At 47.5% G+C, this 16,417-nt stretch carries 14 protein-coding genes and 1 pseudogene; 13 read left to right on the top strand and 2 right to left on the bottom strand.

What is annotated here, in order from left to right:
* The first annotated feature begins 1 nt into the window (after position 1).
* From L696_RS32500 to L696_RS0110540, 8 genes are all read left to right on the top strand, one after another.
* Positions 2–3,289, top strand: a complete 3,288-nt coding sequence (locus L696_RS32500) for an IucA/IucC family protein (protein ID WP_342447941.1) — start codon at positions 2–4, stop codon at positions 3,287–3,289.
* Between the two features lie 106 nt (positions 3,290–3,395).
* On the top strand, positions 3,396–5,012 hold the full coding sequence (locus L696_RS0110570) for a helix-turn-helix domain-containing protein (protein ID WP_025683600.1): 1,617 nt from the start codon (positions 3,396–3,398) through the stop codon (positions 5,010–5,012).
* Between the two features lie 97 nt (positions 5,013–5,109).
* Entirely contained in the window at positions 5,110–6,117 is a 1,008-nt protein-coding gene (locus L696_RS0110565; RefSeq protein WP_025683599.1) for an ABC transporter substrate-binding protein, read from the top strand.
* Positions 6,118–6,227: 110 nt separating this feature from the next.
* Positions 6,228–7,232 carry a FecCD family ABC transporter permease gene (locus tag L696_RS0110560; RefSeq protein WP_025683598.1) on the top strand — a complete coding sequence of 335 codons (1,005 nt, stop codon included), beginning with the start codon at positions 6,228–6,230 and terminating at the stop codon, positions 7,230–7,232.
* Positions 7,229–8,320 carry a FecCD family ABC transporter permease gene (locus tag L696_RS0110555; RefSeq protein ID WP_025683597.1) on the top strand — a complete coding sequence of 364 codons (1,092 nt, stop codon included), beginning with the start codon at positions 7,229–7,231 and terminating at the stop codon, positions 8,318–8,320. The genes L696_RS0110560 and L696_RS0110555 overlap by 4 nt, the downstream gene beginning before the upstream one ends.
* 63 nt (positions 8,321–8,383) lie before the next feature.
* Complete coding sequence (locus L696_RS0110550; RefSeq protein ID WP_025683596.1) at positions 8,384–9,199, top strand: ABC transporter ATP-binding protein; 816 nt, start codon at positions 8,384–8,386, stop codon at positions 9,197–9,199.
* Complete coding sequence (locus tag L696_RS0110545; RefSeq protein ID WP_025683595.1) at positions 9,171–10,007, top strand: IucA/IucC family C-terminal-domain containing protein; 837 nt, start codon at positions 9,171–9,173, stop codon at positions 10,005–10,007. The genes L696_RS0110550 and L696_RS0110545 overlap by 29 nt, the downstream gene beginning before the upstream one ends.
* A 122-nt stretch (positions 10,008–10,129) precedes the next feature.
* Positions 10,130–10,762, top strand: a complete 633-nt coding sequence (locus L696_RS0110540; RefSeq protein ID WP_025683594.1) for an RraA family protein — start codon at positions 10,130–10,132, stop codon at positions 10,760–10,762.
* A 356-nt stretch (positions 10,763–11,118) separates the two neighbouring features.
* Here the strand turns inward: L696_RS0110540 and hslO are convergent, their stop codons facing one another.
* Both hslO and L696_RS0110530 read right to left on the bottom strand, forming a co-directional pair.
* On the bottom strand, positions 11,119–12,000 hold the full coding sequence (hslO, locus tag L696_RS0110535; protein ID WP_025683593.1) for an Hsp33 family molecular chaperone HslO: 882 nt from the start codon (positions 11,998–12,000) through the stop codon (positions 11,119–11,121).
* Positions 12,001–12,031: 31 nt separating this feature from the next.
* Positions 12,032–12,514 (bottom strand): Rrf2 family transcriptional regulator, encoded by a 483-nt coding sequence (locus L696_RS0110530; RefSeq protein ID WP_025683592.1) that lies wholly within the window; start codon positions 12,512–12,514, stop codon positions 12,032–12,034.
* Between the two features lie 346 nt (positions 12,515–12,860).
* Here L696_RS0110530 and L696_RS0110520 point away from each other — a divergent pair, with 346 nt between their 5' ends.
* From L696_RS0110520 to L696_RS28500, 5 genes and pseudogenes are all read left to right on the top strand, one after another.
* A complete protein-coding gene (locus L696_RS0110520; RefSeq protein WP_025683591.1) occupies positions 12,861–13,874 on the top strand; it encodes an LLM class flavin-dependent oxidoreductase in 1,014 nt (337 codons plus the stop codon).
* A 244-nt stretch (positions 13,875–14,118) separates the two neighbouring features.
* Positions 14,119–14,286 carry a helix-turn-helix domain-containing protein gene (locus L696_RS32725; RefSeq protein WP_081750716.1) on the top strand — a complete coding sequence of 56 codons (168 nt, stop codon included), beginning with the start codon at positions 14,119–14,121 and terminating at the stop codon, positions 14,284–14,286.
* A 186-nt stretch (positions 14,287–14,472) separates the two neighbouring features.
* Positions 14,473–14,784: a glycosyltransferase family 2 protein gene (locus L696_RS31910; protein WP_245233342.1), complete on the top strand. Its 312-nt coding sequence runs from the start codon at positions 14,473–14,475 to the stop codon at positions 14,782–14,784.
* Between the two features lie 681 nt (positions 14,785–15,465).
* The gene (locus L696_RS0110510) at positions 15,466–15,819 is read left to right on the top strand and encodes a hypothetical protein (protein WP_025683590.1); all 354 of its coding nucleotides are present in this window, start codon (positions 15,466–15,468) and stop codon (positions 15,817–15,819) included.
* A gap of 137 nt (positions 15,820–15,956) precedes the next feature.
* Positions 15,957–16,417: pseudogene (locus L696_RS28500) on the top strand (collagen-like triple helix repeat-containing protein); the annotation flags it as partial.

Here is a 16,417-nt window from a genome sequence, read left to right as displayed (position 1 = left end):
CATGAGTCAGCTTGTTACAGCATTATCTGGAGGACAGATCGTTCCGTATGTGGAAAAGCTTATCCAGCAAACACGGGAGCGAGAGCAGCAGCCAGTATGCGCATATATATATGACCTGGGTGCACTGAGAGAACGGGCACAACGTTGTGTGAGCAGCTTGCCCGACGATTGCAGTTTGTTTTACGCGGTCAAAGCCAATCCTGATCCTCAATTGATCGCCAGCCTGCTTCCCATCGTAAAGGGCTTCGAAGCTGCATCTATTGGAGAAATTCGGACTATTCGCGATGTGTCAGCCGACGTGCCGATTATTTTTGGAGGTCCAGGAAAAAAGGACGCCGAAATTGAGGAAGCGTTAGAGCGAAAGGTGATGCTGATTCATGCCGAAAGTCTGCATGAGTTGCAGCGTATCGGCTGGATCGCGGAGCGCAGACAGCAGCGTGTATCTATTTTGCTGCGTATTAATTTGCGGCGTACCTTGCCAGAGGCGAGCATCACGATGTCCGGTCGGCCCACTCAGTTTGGTATCGACGAAATTCAGGTGCCGGAAGCGATCCGACTGGCCCAAGGTCTGTCGTATGTACAGTTGGAGGGCTTCCATATGCACTCTCTGTCCAACAATCTGGATGCCCGGCTGCATGCCCGAATGGTCGCTACGTATTTGCAGTGTGTGCAGGACTGGATTCAGGAGCATGAGCTATCTATCCGCTACCTGAATGCGGGCGGCGGCTTCGGCATTTCGTATACCGATCTGGCGCGCAGGTTCGAATGGGATGATTTTATGGAGGAATTGCATCAAGTGTGGGAGGAATACCGCATGCCCGGCATCCAGCTCATTTTTGAGTCCGGGCGCTATATGGTAGCGCACTGTGGGTATTATGCGGCAGAAGTGATCGACCTCAAAACAAATCATGACCAGCATTACGCCATTATTCGCGGGGGAACGCATCATTTTCGATTGCCAGTGTCATGGCAGCACAACCAGCCTTTTGAGGTGATTGCTGTTGACGATTGGCAGTATCCTTTTCCGCGAACAGAGCGGCGACAAACAGCGGTGACCATCGCGGGTGAGCTTTGTACGCCCAAGGATGTGCTGGCGCATGAAGTGTATGTAGAGCATTTGCGGATTGGGGATGTTCTGCTGTTCCACATTGCGGGAGCCTATGGCTGGACGATTTCCCATCATGATTTTCTCAGCCATCCACATCCACACTTTTACTATATGAATCGTGTAACGGGCGCGGAGGATATAGAGACGATAGAGACCACAGAGACTACAGAGACTACAGAGACCACACTTTTGCAGAAGAAAAAGCAGGCTGAAAACCATGTCATGCAGGATCTTATCAATACCTTGCTGGCGGAAGGATTTTGGGAGCATGCCGATGTTGAACTGTTGTCTATTCCGCAATGGCAAAGCTACTATGCTGCTGCCCATCCCGAATTAGGCGAGCTATTTGCTTTTGCCGATCCTGAAGCTATTGCGAATCCAAAGGGAGAAGCACCTCCCAACGGTTGTTCGGTCAGTCTTTACCGCTGGTGGGTGGATCGGGAGCAGCAGCACAGTCTCGTTTTTCCTGTACAAGCTGCGGTGGTTCAACCCTATCGTTATCTGCGAGCAGGTGGAGTGTATGAAATTCGGCGGCTGTCAGAGGATGGTGGATTTGGTGCAGAATTTCTTCACCCCGTAACGCTGATGCAGCGTGTGATTGAGAGATGCCTGGATGAAGAATACCGCCAACAGGAGGGAGTGGGAAGGTTTGTCCAGTTGTTGGAGCAAACGGTTGAGCAGACTACATGGTCGCTGGATAGCGGACTGACGTATGAAAATATACTGGAAAAATCGCCCTCGGAGGCTTTTCAACGATTGGAGCAGTATTCTTCGTTGCGTGATCGTCCATTCCACCCCGCATCCAAGGCCAAAACGGGCTTGAACTATGAGGACTATCGCAAATATATCGCTGAATTTGGGCAAGACATCACGATGAGCTGGGTAGCGCTCCGAAAGGATGCGGTGATGACCGGAGTGGGAATCGCACAAGGTCCTCATTTTACGGACACAGAAACAGAAACAGTAGCAGCGACAGTCGCATCGGACACACAGCGCCCATTCGATGGGCAGCAGCCGGACGACCTTCTTCTGTCCAGCTCCGAGCGTGAGCTAGTAGAGCAAGAAATGCAGGAACGCGGGCTAGCTGCGGATTATATTGCAATCCCCGTGCATCCGTGGCAGCTCACATATATGCTCCCACAACATTTGCATGCCGAGCAGGCGGACAAAGTATGGATTCCGCTGGAAGTGAAGGCTGGAGCTTTTCAGGCAACCTCATCTGTACGCTCTTTGTCTCCCAAGGATGGCGGACAGAATTATGTCAAGCTCCCGTTGGGCGTATTTTCGCTGGGGGCATCCCGCTATCTCCCTGCGGTGAAGCTGATCAACGGGGATCGTGGACAAGCCATGTTGCAGCAAGCCAAGACACGTGACCCGCAGCTTCAGGAACGCTTATTTTTATGCGATGAAGGCTCCTGGTGGGCCTATATGCCGGAAAATGGCAGCCTGTATGATGATCCACCCCGGCACCTGGCAGCGATGGCGCGTATTTATCCGCACGAATTGATCCATGATCCGGCCGTTCGTCTTATCCCCATGTCTGCGTTGGCCGCAGGCCAGCATCATTTTTTCCGGGAATGGGCCGCTGAGCGTGGACTTCCGGACACGGCAGAATCGGTAAAACAACTGTTCGGTGAAGTATGCTCGACATTTTTTGAAATCATGCTGCGCTTGTATCGGATCGGTCTCATGCCTGAAATCCATGGACAAAACTGTGTGCTGGTTTGGAAAAACGGCAAGATCGAGCACATTTTGCTGCGTGACCATGACTCGGTGCGTCTGCATCTGCCCTGGCTGACAGAGCAGGGGATTGCCGATCCTAAATACCAAATCCGGCCCGGCTATTCCAACAGCCTATATAATGAAACACCGAAGAAATTGTTATTCTACCTGCAAACCCTTGGTATTCAAGTCAACCTGTACGCCATTATAGATACTCTTTCCGATGTTCATGGTATAGACGAGTCCACTTTGTGGTCCGTACTAAAGAATCAATTGGAAGAAGCGATTCACCACGTACCTTTCAAGGCTGCCGTTCGTCAGGAAATCGAGCATATTTTATTTGAAAAGCCGGACTGGCCGCTCAAGCTGCTGGTTAAACCTTTGCTGGAGCAGTCCGGCGTACCCGGCAGCATGCCATCCGGTCAAAGCCGTATACAGAACCCGTTTCATCATTTATAAGCTTTAGCGCAATTCCATTTTGCCAAATCCGACCTAGTCTATATATAATGAAATGAGTTCTCACATAAATGAGAATAATTCTCGATATATAGAAAGGCTGGGAGCAATGAATACTCAAGACCAATCTTTTACTTCATTTCTTTATAAACTGCAAGATATTCAGCATGTGTGCTCTGGTCGCTCTTCCTCCCGGCAAGAAACGTCTTTTCATACCTTATTATTGTTCAACGAAGGCGAAGGGGATATAGCGATTGATGGAATGACGTATCCTCTTTACCGTCAAAAGGGCTTTATGCTCGCCCCCGGCGCAGTCATGAAGCTCCGTATGCTGTCCGGCGCTCCGGCGGATTATTACATCATCCGTTTTCTTGCATTACAGCCGTCTGGGGAGCCGGACCGTTACATACCCGCACCAGCGCTTGGACCGCATGAATGGATCATTTCCCACTTTCGCTTTGTGATGGATATGGTCGAAGAGATCAAGAGGAAGCATCATTGTAATGGCGTGTGGGACCAAATGAAGGCCAACATTGTATTTCAGGAAATGCTGATGTCCTTGTTTCAGCATACCAGCCGTGATCAGAAGCCCGATGTGCAGCAGGCGGTGACTCTGACCCTCCATAATATGGAACAGCACTATGCTTCGGATATTACGCGGGATAAGCTGGCAGAGCTGGCAGGAATGAGCCCTGATTATTATTCGCGTATGTTCAAAAAATTGATCGGCAAAAGCCCGATGGAATATTTGACGGACATTCGTATCAATCATGCGAAGCAGGCATTGGTGCTCACTCGTGATTCCTTTCGTTCTATTGCTCACGGTGCCGGATTTAGCGATGAGTTCTATTTTAGCCGCAAGTTTAAAGCCGCGACTGGACGCTCTCCCTCAGCTTATGTGAATACAATCCGGTATTCGGATAAAATCGCTTCGCTCAAGCATCTGTTAACCGGACATTTGGTTGCATTGGGCATTGAGCCGTATGCAGCGGTCATCAACAAGGCTTATCCTGTCACCGAAGGCTTTCGCAATACCATTTCGGTGGGTGAGGTACAGCCCGATCTGGAGAGGCTGATGTCAGCCCGACCGGATCTGATTTTAACCTGTGAGTTCAGAGATTTTGGGAAGTCGAAAAAAGAAAAAATGTACGAGCAGATTGCGCCCACCGTCACCGTACCCTTTTTCCAAAACTGGCGTACTCATTTTCAGTCAATCGCCCGGATCGTCGGCAAGGATACGGAAGCGGTGGAATGGCTGGAGCGATATGAAACGAAAGCGGAAACGATTTCCCGAAAGCTCAGGCAAAAGCTCGGCGGGGAGAATGTGCTAATCGTGGGAGTGGGGAACCAGAAAATGTGTGTGTATGGACAGCGGAATGTGGGAACGGTGCTATACGGGGATTTAAAGCTGGCTATGCCTGCGGGAGTGGAGGCTATTGCCCATTACCGTGAGGTGACGGTGGACGATCTGGCTGAATATGATGCGGATCGCATCATACTGACGTGTTTCCGCCATTATGGAAATGCCTGTGAAGAACAAACGATTCAGCAAGAATGTCTGGCACTGTGGCGCTCTCCTGAATGGCAGAAACTAAAGGCGGTGCAAAGCGGAGCAGTCCACCATATGTGCGATAGCCGACATCTGTATACATGCTATACTTCGTTGTCTCACGACCTGTTATTGGACAAAACGGTAACGTTGTTATTGTCTGATTCGTCCAAATAAAGGACGCTAACGTCCATGTTCATCATATCCCCCCTCCCTATAATTAATAATGAGAATCAATATCATCATTGGCGATCTAAATAGGGGGAATAGAGAAATGTTTCGAGCATCAGGCAAAGGGAGTATATGGATTGCGCTCATGGTTGTATTGCTGCTTTTATCAGGCTGCGGAGCTGGAGGCGCGGGTAAGAGTGCGAATTCCGGTGGAGCGACTGGAACAGATAAAGGAACGACGGATACACAGGGGCCAGCTTCAACCGATTCGGTGCGTACCATTGAGCATGCGTTGGGGAAAACCGAGATTAAGGGGACGCCCAAGCGGGTCGTAACGCTGTATAACGGAGCCAACGATGTTATGATCGCTTATGGTATAAAGCCTGTGGGGATTGTGGAGTCCCATGGAACGGAGCCCGTGTATGACTATTTAAAAAAGGATCTCGCAGGGATTCCCACGGTCGGGTTGGAAACACAGCCGAGCCTGGAGGAGATTTATAACCTGAAACCGGATGTCATCATTGCAACCCGATTCCGTAACGAGGCGACGTACCAGCAATTATCGGAAATTGCTCCTACTGTGGCCGTCAATGAAGTATATGAGTGGAAGGAAACCGTAAAACTGATCGGACAAGTGCTGAATCAGGAGGACAAAGGAACACAATTGCTGGCGGATTGGGATCGGCGTGTAGCGGATTTCAGGACGAAAATGGGTGACCGTCTGCCGATCAAGGCCTCCATTGTTAATTTCCGCGCGGACCATGCACGTATTTATTATATGGGCTATGCCGGGAAAATTCTGAAGGAGCTGGGCTTTACCCGCCCTCCTGCTCAAGAAGGAGACAAGTGGGGAATCAAAGTCAACAGCAAGGAAAGCATACCCGATATGAATGCAGATACATTGTTCGTATTTAACTCCGGTAAGGATCAGGCTGCGATTGAAAAAAATGTTGAAGCCTGGACCCATCATCCTCTATGGAAAAACCTTGATGCATACAAGAAAAATAGCATTTTTAAGGTCGACGAGGTGAACTGGAATTTGGCTGGAGGTTATCTGAGCGCGAATCGGATGCTGGATGATCTTTATAAAATTTATGATCTGAAATCATAAACCTACATGACAATAAGAACAACGGAAATATAGCAGAGGGGTGAGGGGTTATATTTCTCATCCTTCTTTTATGTTGTACCAGGCTGTTGGAAGAGTGAGGCTATGCAATGATGCTAACGACAAATTTAAGAAAATGGATTGGACTTGGTGTATGCCTGATTTTGTTGACAGGAGCTTTATCTCTTGGCCTACTGATGGGTAGAACGCTAATTAATCCAAATTTTATGATTTCTTCCTTATTTCATTATGATGCTCAAAATGTAGAGCATGTGCTGATACATACCGAACGTTTGCCGCGCACGGTCATTGCTGCTGTTGTAGGCGCGAGCTTGGCGATGGCAGGGGCTTTCATGCAGGCACTTACCCGCAACCCGTTGGCTTCGCCCAGTACGTTCGGTATCAATGCGGGTGCTTTGTTCTTCGTCTCTATAGCTTCGGTCGCGTTTTCGGTCGAGTCCATGATGTCTCTGATGGGCTTTGCCTTGATCGGCGCAGGACTGGCGGCTGTTCTGGTGTACGTCATCGGATCATTAGGCAGGGATGGTTTGACGCCAGTCAAGATTGTATTGTCCGGCTCTGCCATTCACGCTTTGTTTATGTCGATGATCCAAATTATTTTGGTGATGAATGAAACGGGGATGCAAAATGTGTTGTTCTGGATGGCAGGCTCTGTCAGCGGACGTTCGCTGGAGATGCTACAGCCTTTATTTCCTTTTATGCTAGTGGCTGGGATCTCGGCGATGTTTATGGGTAGAGCGGTGAATCTGCTCGTGACCGGGGAAGATGTAGCGAAGGGCTTGGGGCAAAATATCTTATGGGTAAAATGCGCAATGGGCCTGATTATTGTGGTGCTGGCTGGATGCTCTGTTGCTATTGCGGGGGCGATTGGCTTCGTCGGTCTAATCATTCCGCATGTGGCGCGTGCTTTGGTTGGTGCGGATTACCGCTGGATTACCCCTTTTTCGGCGGTATTGGGTGCTTTGCTATTGGTGTCGGCGGATACCGCAGCCAGAGTGCTGATTTCGCCGCAGGAAATTCCGATTGGCGTCATTACAGCTTTGATCGGGGTTCCCTTTTTCGTCTACATTGCCCGTAAAGAGGTGGCGTGGAAATGAAGCGCGTGAATTTGAAGCATGGGACTGGCAGAGACGGTATGAATGCGAAGCATTATGTGACGCTGCGCAGCAGGAGCGGCAGGTGTCATATCCAACTGGAAAAGAAAGCACTATGGATGATGTGTGGACTGGCCTTGGCGCTACTGATCATTGGCGTGATTAGTGTAGGCTGGGGAGATACGTATGTGCACCCTTGGGAAGTGCTTCGAGCGATATGGGGGCGTGGCTCAGGCGATTATGATTTTATTTTGTACAGGCTGCGGTTTCCGCGAGCGCTTACGGGTGTGCTGGTTGGTGCGGCTCTGGGCATCGCGGGAGCGGTGCTTCAGGGCATTATCCGTAATCCGTTGGCATCCCCGGATATCCTCGGGATTACAGGCGGAGCATCCGTAGCGGCAGTTACGTTCATTGCTTACGGGGGAGCTGTTTTGAGCATTCAATGGCTGCCTGTGGCGGCTGTCGCTGGAGCGTTGGTCGTATCGCTGCTTGTGTATATATTGGCCTGGAAGGACGGAGTAACCCCAATCCGACTGGTGCTGGTGGGGATTGGTTTGGCTTCTGCCATGAGCTCGATCACCACGCTTATGCTGGTCATGAGCTCGTCCTTTACAGCCGGCAAGGCTTATATTTGGCTGACAGGCAGCGTGTATGGAGCATCGTGGAATAACGTATATACCATGCTGATCGCTGTTGTGATCTGCACACCTTTGGTGCTCTATTTTTCACGCAGCCTCAACACACAGGAGTTGGGGGATGATGTGGCTACCGGCTTGGGAGTGGAGGTGCAGCGGCATCGTGTGATGTTGCTGCTGCTCAGTGTGATTCTTGCTGGAACTGCAGTAGCAGTTGCGGGAGCGATTGGTTTTGTGGGTTTAATCGCGCCGCATATTGCGCGCAGATTAGTAGGCCGCTCTATGGGGAGCCTGACGCTGGTGTCCGCACTGGTAGGGGGATTGCTAGTGTATCTCGCCGACTTGCTGGCCCGTACGGCTTTTTATCCGATTGATATTCCCGCAGGCATTTTTACAGCAGGGGTGGGTGCACCGTTTTTCCTGTATTTGCTGCTCCAGCGCCGAAATCGGCATTAAAGCCAGAGTTGGAATGTTTACATGATTGAAATAGATGACATCACAATATGGGAGGGAAGCTGCATGGGTTTAGAGGTGAAGGACCTGATGATTAACTACGGGACAGACCCGGTCATTCAAGAGCTGGACCTGCAAATTCCGGAGGGAAAGATTACGGTGCTGGTAGGCAGCAATGGCTGTGGAAAATCGACGATTTTGCGTGCCATGGCGCGGCTATTGAAGCCTGCAGCGGGAGCGGTGCTGCTGGATGGTCAGGCTATTGCCCAGTTACCCTCCAAGCAAATTGCCAAAAGGCTTTCCATTTTGCCGCAGGGACCGTCAGCGCCGGAAGGACTGACAGTGTATCAGTTGGTCAAGCAGGGCAGATATCCACATCAGAGCTGGCTGAAGCAGTGGTCGGCAGAGGATGAAGTACAGGTACAAAACGCGCTGCAAGCGACGCAATTGGAGGCTTTTGCGGATCGTCCGGTAGATTCCTTATCTGGCGGGCAGCGCCAGCGTGCGTGGATTTCCATGACTTTGGCGCAGGGGACGGAAATGATCTTACTGGATGAGCCGACGACCTATTTGGACATGACGCATCAAATTGAGATTTTGGACCTGCTGTTTGATCTGAATGAACGAGAAGGGAGAACCATTGTCATGGTGCTGCATGATCTGAATCTGGCTTGTCGCTATGCGCACCATATGGTTGCGGTATACGATAAGCGCATTTACGCGCAGGGAAAGCCGGAAGAAATCATGACCGCAGAGACGGTGGAAAAGGTATTCCAACTGCGCTGCCAAGTCATTCCTGATCCTTTGTACGGAACACCGATGTTTATTCCTCATGGAAAGGGGAGGAAAATGGATGCCGTACGCCAAAGGGTCTTCGTTTGAGCCGGCGGAATGGTCGTATCTGACGGGAAAATTGCGAATAAGCAGCAGTGGTGAACAGGCTCCAATCGGACGGTATGATTTACCTGCGGTCGATTTGCTGGATGCAACTCAATGCGCCATGTATCTGGATCGGCTGGCAGGATTGCATGATTTTTCTTCACGCAAGGTAACGGCCTCTGTTTTGGCGAAGCGGTACGGTTTTTTGATCGTGTCCCCGGCTCTGTATGCCATGTCGGTGTATAACAAGATGCTGGAAGTCGAGATTGCTGATTGTGTGATTCAATCTGCTTTTGTCAAGGATACCTGGCTTCCAAGGTTGTATTTGAACAGACTGCTCGTTACGGAATGCGACAGCGGCCAAGAGCAACGTCATGCTTGGCGTGATCACGTCATCCGGCATGTATTTGCAGAGCATTTGGCCCCGGTGTGGCGATCTGTGTCCGCTGTTGCTTCCATTCCAAGGACGGTATTATGGGAAAACACCGCCATCTATGTCTATGCGCTATATGAAAACTGTATCCGGCAGGAGCTCAATAACGGGGATCGGTTGCGGACGGAAGAGGATTTTAAATATTTGACCTGTGAAGCTCCGGCTCACTTGTTTGGTGAACAGCAAAATCCGCTGGCTCGGTATTTTGGCTCTCCCCGTACGGAGAGAGTGGGCATACCAGTAACCCCATCGGTAACCGCCGCGCCCACTGCGGCTGTGAAAGCTGTACGTGTTCGCAAAACCTGCTGCTATTTTTATCAGATGAAGGAAAAGGGCAGCTATTGCCCTACCTGTCCGAAGATACATTGTACGAGCTAAGTATGAGCTACGATGTTTGGGTTACAGTGAACTGAATATTTTGCCTAAGCGCCATTCTGCCTGCTTTGATTCCTAGATGTATAGTGTGAGTTTTGGTTAGATCACGAAAGGAGCTGGTTTGTATGTTTCGGATTCAACCTCGGGTTCAGGGTGTGACGAAGGAACTGCTGGAGCTTTATCAGCATGTTAGTGCTTCTACCCTTGGGCATTTCACGGATTTTGGATGTATGCAGGGGGCGCTGCCGTTGTTTCGTCCCATTCGTTTGTTGGGAAATGCAGTTACAGTGAGGCTTCCCCATCTGGACTCCACCGCTGTTCGTCATGCACTGGAATTGGCACAAGCGGGTGATGTGCTGGTTGTCGATATGTCCGGTGACGACGCCAGAGCCTGTTGGGGAGAATTTAGAGCCTATGTAGCGATGAAAAAACAACTGGCTGGAGTGATTGTTTCCGGTTGTGTCACAGATGTTGGTGTCTTGAACCAACTGCAATTTCCCGTCTTTTCCAAAGGGATTAGTGCCTTGACTACACGTACACTGGAACTGGAGGGAGAGGTGAATACGCCGATTAGCCTGTTTGGGATCAGCGTACATCCGGGTGATCTCATTTTGGGTGATGACGATGGCGTATTTGTAGTGAAGCCGGAGGAAGCATGGGAACTGGGGGGGAAAGCTTTGGAAAAACAGCGCAAGGAGGAGCTTACGCGCCAGCAATTCGGATACGATCAGCTTTTGAATGCCCGGCTGGAAAGGTAGACATTACACGCGCGTCAGGTGTCCGGTACAGTGTGGATAAAGATTTTGCCATCCATCCTTGGCGCCGCGTCCCGCTTTTTTACCTGTCAGATCCATTTGGATACCCTGATCCTAAGTATGTACAATCCGCACAAGCTCCTTTTGTCATAAACTTACTCCTTCACAGTTTAAAGGTTCAAGGCTTTATGGCTTGGTACCTACCGTAAGCATATTAAAAAGCTGTCCCTCAGTAGCAAAAACTACCTTGGGAACAGCTCTCATTTAAAAGATTTTTGTTAGCAAGGAGTAGTCTCTTTTTGGGCTAGTACCGGCACCGCAAAGCAATCCACCTATGTTGTGGATACCCCCTGCTGCAATTATAAAGTAGCAGTCTCCAGCATACCTTCGAGATCTTTTTGGGTAAGATGGTAATGCTCGTTGCAAAAATGGCAATGTGCTTCGGCCTGTCCATCGGTATGGATCATATCTGCTATTTCCTCACTACCTAAGCTGATAATGGCATTCGAAACTCGTTCCTCTGAGCAGGGGCAATGGAATTGCACAGGCATGGTTTCCAATATTTTAATATTGTCTTCTCCCAAAATCTGTCCAAGTATCTGCTCCGGCGTCAGTCCTTGCATGACCATAGAGGAAATACTCGGAATGGCCTCAAGGCGTTTCTCAATAAAACTGATTACCTCCTCCTGCGTACCCGGCATTAGCTGAATAATAAATCCGCCAGCCGCCTGAATGGAGTTGTCAGGATTGACAATCACCCCGGCTCCAACAGAAGAAGGAATTTGTTCGGATTGGACCAGATATGAGGTGAAGTCCTCACCCAGCTCACCTGATATAAGAGGGACTTGTCCAACAAAAGGCTGCTTTAATCCGATATCCTTGGATACAATCAGCGCTCCATCTGTTCCAACTGCTCTGGCGACATCTAACTTCCCTATATGATTAAGGTCGAAATGGGTTTGCGGATTTTTTACATAACCTCTAACTTCTCCTTTGGCATTGGTATCGACAAGAATAGTGCCGATAGGGCCGCCGCCGTTAATCCTGATCGTCAGTTTATCCTCATCTTTAAGCATGGCCCCGAGCATAACGCCGACTGTCATGGAGCGTCCCAATGCAGCCGATGCTGTTGGCCAGGTATGATGACGCCGTTGTGCTTCACTTACCGTCTCCGTTGTTCTGACGGCGTAAGCCCGGACCTGGTTGTTGTAGGCAAGAGCTTTTACTAAATAATCGTTCATGATCATGATCCTTTCTGCTATTTCAAATTCTTTACAAAACCATTTTTTCCTGAATCCAGTTCTCCAAAGAAGTGATTTTGGAAGCATAACCTGCTTTATAAAAGTCAGCGGATAATGATGCGATGGTTACCCTTTTCAGAACTGCCTTCCAGGACATTTCCGCCTCTTCCATCAAATTTGTCAGCAGGCAGCACTGATCTTCATCCTTTAATTCAAGCATATCGTTGTAAATACCGCTGGAAGAATAGAGTGTCTGTTGTCCTTCGATCGCAAGATAAATATCAAATACCCGAATATCCTCAGGTTTTTTCTTTAATTTAAACCCGCCTTTGACTCCGGGTACAGAAGTAATCAAATCGGAGCTGACCAATTTTCGTAACAGCTTATGAAAATAAGTGGGCGAAGCACCTAATTGCTGACTGATGGCTTCTCCTGGTAAAACCGCTTTGTCTGGCAGCATCGTGAGTAGAAGAAGGGCGTAGACAGATTGTTCGACGCCTGTTTTCATATGCATCAGCATCACCTCTTTACATTCAAAATCTATAATCAGGCTAATGTGGATAATGATTATCCATTTAAGTGTATGATAGAGGTGATTTTCGTAAAAGTAAACTATTTCTCAAAAAAAAAAATAAAAATTTAATTCATTTGCAATTCATAACTAGACACATTATTATATTTGACATATCAATTGATAAGTCAAATAATTAAGGTGGTGAGGGGAATCGGGAACAATGCTCCGACAGGGAGCAGCAATTTTACCGATTACATGTGATGGTGAAGGAAATGGGACAGGCGTTTACTTCATCAGTGATATAGCATTTCACTAGCGATACAATTACAGGGAGGTTTATTGAAAAATGACTATTCAGAACGTTAAACTATCTATATTAGACCTTGCACCCGTCATTGAAGGCGGCACTCCTGCCGATTCCTTCCGCGATACCGTTGCTCTTGCCCAGCATGCCGAGCAATGGGGATATCACCGGTACTGGCTGGCGGAGCATCATAACATGCAGGCGGTTGCCAGCGCGGCTACTTCACTGGTTATCGGGCACGTAGCTGCACATACGAACAAGATTAGGGTAGGTTCGGGCGGCATCATGCTGGCTAATCATGCTCCGCTCATGGTTGCAGAGCAGTTCGGAACGTTAGAGTCGCTGTATCCGGGACGGATTGATCTGGGACTTGGTCGGGCTCCGGGCACGGATCAGCCTGCCATGAGGGCGTTACGGCGAGGGTTGCATAGCACTGGAGAAGACTTCCCGGAACAATTAAATGAGCTGCGTTCCTATCTGAATCCAGCGCTGAATGGGGGAGTGCCGGGTGTGAGGGCGGTTCCTGGAGAAGGGCTGGATATACCGATCTGGCTGCTGGGATCAAGCGGATTCAGCGCACAGCTGGCAGGTCAGCTTGGGTTGCCGTTTGCGTTTGCGAGCCACTTTGCCCCGGCTCATTTGTTACAGGCTCTGGAGCTGTATCATCGCAATTTCCGCCCATCGAAGGCACTGGATAAGCCGTATGTGATGATCGGTGTCAATGTGGTTGTTGCAGATTCTGATGAGGAAGCACAGTGGCTTTTCACTTCACAAGAACAACAATTCCTCAATTTGATACGTGGGAAGAGCGGGAAACTAAAGCCACCAGTAGATGACATGGAGAAGCTCTGGAGTGAGCAGGAGAAAGAGGCAGTTCGCGGTAATATGCTAGGGTATTCTGCAGTCGGTAGCCCTGACACGGTTAAGCAAAAACTTGATTTTATAATGAACCAGACGAGAGCCAATGAGCTAATTACAACATCCCATATATATGATCATCAAGCGCGCCTGCGCTCGTATGAGCTGCTTGCCGAAGTGATGCGAACAGACGAGTAGTTAGTCAAATAGTAAGGCCGTGCCGAAAAAGGTTCTCACAACCCGATTCTGGCACGGCCTTATTATATTTTAAAGCTTATACTTACGAATTAAATAGGTTGGGGTGCAGCTCCACGCGTGACAGTAGCTGTTGAATCAAATAACTGCCGTAGGGTGAAAAGGCTTTATTATAGGGATCGTACAATTCCCAGAACCTATCCGCTCCATCCCGTAGCATACCTCCCCATTTGAGGTGTTTTCCAGTATGCTGTACGCAGAGACGCTACTTCGCCATACAAACCAGAATATTAGCGAACTAGCATACGAGGTGGGATACGAAAGTCTGGGCTTTTTTTATCGAAAATTTAAGGAGTATTCAGGGTATACACCCAGTCAATATCGTGAGTGTCAGGGGCGAACGGGGGAGGTTTGACACTCAAGACGACATTTTCAAGTGAGGTAAAATGATTCCCATAATAGCTACAATATGATTTATCATCTCTTACATACTTGCTTAACGAAAAGCTCGTCTTTCACGACTTGAACCCTACAAATATAAATTGCATATATTATCAAGCAAGTCGATCCATAAGCTTTGAGTGTGAAAGGGGAAGAACACGTGATAATACATGTATATGCTTTATGCTGGAATGAAGAAAAAATGCTCCCGTTTTTTTTAAAGCACTATGATAATATAGCGGATCAATACTATATTTTCGATAATGGCTCAACTGATAATTCTGTATCCATGTTAAGGGAAAATCCCAAAGTTGTTATAGATAGATTCGAAATAGAAGGTAATTCTCTCGTGAAATCAGCACAAGATAAATTCAATCAATTTTGGAAAGGAAGCAGAGGGAAGGCAGACTGGGTTATTGTGTGTGACGCAGATGAACATTTCTATCACCCTAACCATTACATGAAACGGTAAGGAATGGTGTAAGAAGTCAAACCTACGATAAGCCTCAAATATTTAATCCAAATGCGATTCAAGAAATAAATTTCAGTCCTGGCAGGCATACTGCTTCACCTACAGGGGACGTCATAAAGCCATCCAATAATGATATTTTATTATTACACTATAAATACTTGGGATTTGACTATCTAAATTCACGTTTCTCGGCTTTAAAACAAGGACTGCGAGAAGGGGATACAGCAAATAGATGGGGATTTCATTATTTATGGGATGAGAAGCAAAGGCTGGAACAATTTGAGAAATTAAAAAATATATCTGTTAGAGTGTTGTAGATTTATAAGGATAAAGGCACCTTTTTTCTCAGGGTGCCTTTATCCTTTTATGGTTGGAAATGAAATTGGATGAATCAGCTTACTTAATGCTCGGTCACTACCTATTAATGTCCCCGGAATTTAAAAAGGCTTCCATAAGTAGATAGATATCTATTTTTATTTTAATAGGTAAACAAACAATCATATGTAACACATTATTAATATGATACATGGAGCTACATTAATCCCTATTCTGTTCTATATAGATTGAACCGTAAAATAATATAGTGGATATAAGCTTAAATATATTTTTTAGTTCAATATATATAGCATTTTTTACAATATGGATTTGTAGTTAATAAATAGTAAAGGAGAGATCAACTTAATGGCAGTATTATCAACTGGACCTATTGAGAATAGTCCTGTTAGTGGGGCCAGGCCTATTCAGCAGGTTACCGTTAAAATAATTAACCGCGATGTAGTCAATTCTTCAATTATTTTAATTCAAGGATACATTTTAAATGGTTTACGAACATTGTATGTACTAGAACAAATAGCTTTAGCCCCCAATGCAGTTGCTACGAGAAATTATCTAGCGAACTTCGACGCATATGAATTCGTTTTTACCACAAGCGGTCCTGCAGAAGAAAGTACTGATATTTCAGTTTGGGGAAAAAATGGGAGTGGTGTAATTATTGATGTTCAGCGCATTGTTGCGGATGAGCAACTAGAGTCTTAAAACTCAACAAATTTACAGAGATAAAACCACAATCATATCAAATGGTTGAGACATAAAATAGAGGGAACAGGATATTGAGAAAGATCTCACTGTTCACAAGAAAGACTTACTTTTACTAGGAAGGAGGGAGTATCTTAATGGCAGTATTATCAACTGGACCCATTGCAAACGATCCTGTTAATGGAGTTAGACCCACCCAACTGGTCACGGTAAAAATCGATAACCGAGATTCTGTAAATTCTTCTACTGTTTTGATCGAGGGTTTTATTTTAAACGGTAGCAGAACATTATATGTGCAAGAACTAGTACCAGTGGGACCAAATGCGGTTGTAACCAGGAACTATTTTGCAAATTTCAATGCATTTGAATTCGTTTTTACCACAAGCGGAGCAGCAGAGGATGAGACTCAAATTTCTGTTTGGGGTAAAGATGCATTTGGGCAATTGGTGCCTGCCCACCGATTAGTTTCTGATGAACTTTTAGGAACCGATCAAGGCGTCCAAGGACCTCAGGGTGTTCAAGGACCTCAAGGTGTACAAGGGCCACAAGGTGTTCAAGGCGTACAAGGCGATCAAGGACCACAAGGTGATCAAGGACC

The organism is Paenibacillus maysiensis, from assembly GCF_000520815.1.
GTDB classification, from domain to species: Bacteria; Bacillota; Bacilli; order Paenibacillales; family Paenibacillaceae; genus Paenibacillus; species Paenibacillus maysiensis.
This window is presented reverse-complemented; position numbering and strand designations above follow the sequence as displayed.

Bases quoted from the DNA above. Each gene is read 5' to 3' on its own strand.
- L696_RS32500 (WP_342447941.1), top strand. From the start codon at position 2: ATGAGTCAGCTTGTTACAGCATTATCTGGAGGACAGATCGTTCCGTAT.
- L696_RS0110570 (WP_025683600.1), top strand. From the start codon at position 3,396: ATGAATACTCAAGACCAATCTTTTACTTCATTTCTTTATAAACTGCAA.
- L696_RS0110565 (WP_025683599.1), top strand. From the start codon at position 5,110: ATGTTTCGAGCATCAGGCAAAGGGAGTATATGGATTGCGCTCATGGTT.
- L696_RS0110560 (WP_025683598.1), top strand. From the start codon at position 6,228: ATGCTAACGACAAATTTAAGAAAATGGATTGGACTTGGTGTATGCCTG.
- L696_RS0110555 (WP_025683597.1), top strand. From the start codon at position 7,229: ATGAAGCGCGTGAATTTGAAGCATGGGACTGGCAGAGACGGTATGAAT.
- L696_RS0110550 (WP_025683596.1), top strand. From the start codon at position 8,384: ATGGGTTTAGAGGTGAAGGACCTGATGATTAACTACGGGACAGACCCG.
- L696_RS0110545 (WP_025683595.1), top strand. From the start codon at position 9,171: ATGCCGTACGCCAAAGGGTCTTCGTTTGAGCCGGCGGAATGGTCGTAT.
- L696_RS0110540 (WP_025683594.1), top strand. From the start codon at position 10,130: ATGTTTCGGATTCAACCTCGGGTTCAGGGTGTGACGAAGGAACTGCTG.
- hslO (WP_025683593.1), bottom strand. From the start codon at position 12,000: ATGAACGATTATTTAGTAAAAGCTCTTGCCTACAACAACCAGGTCCGG.
- L696_RS0110530 (WP_025683592.1), bottom strand. From the start codon at position 12,514: ATGCATATGAAAACAGGCGTCGAACAATCTGTCTACGCCCTTCTTCTA.
- L696_RS0110520 (WP_025683591.1), top strand. From the start codon at position 12,861: ATGACTATTCAGAACGTTAAACTATCTATATTAGACCTTGCACCCGTC.
- L696_RS32725 (WP_081750716.1), top strand. From the start codon at position 14,119: ATGCTGTACGCAGAGACGCTACTTCGCCATACAAACCAGAATATTAGC.
- L696_RS0110510 (WP_025683590.1), top strand. From the start codon at position 15,466: ATGGCAGTATTATCAACTGGACCTATTGAGAATAGTCCTGTTAGTGGG.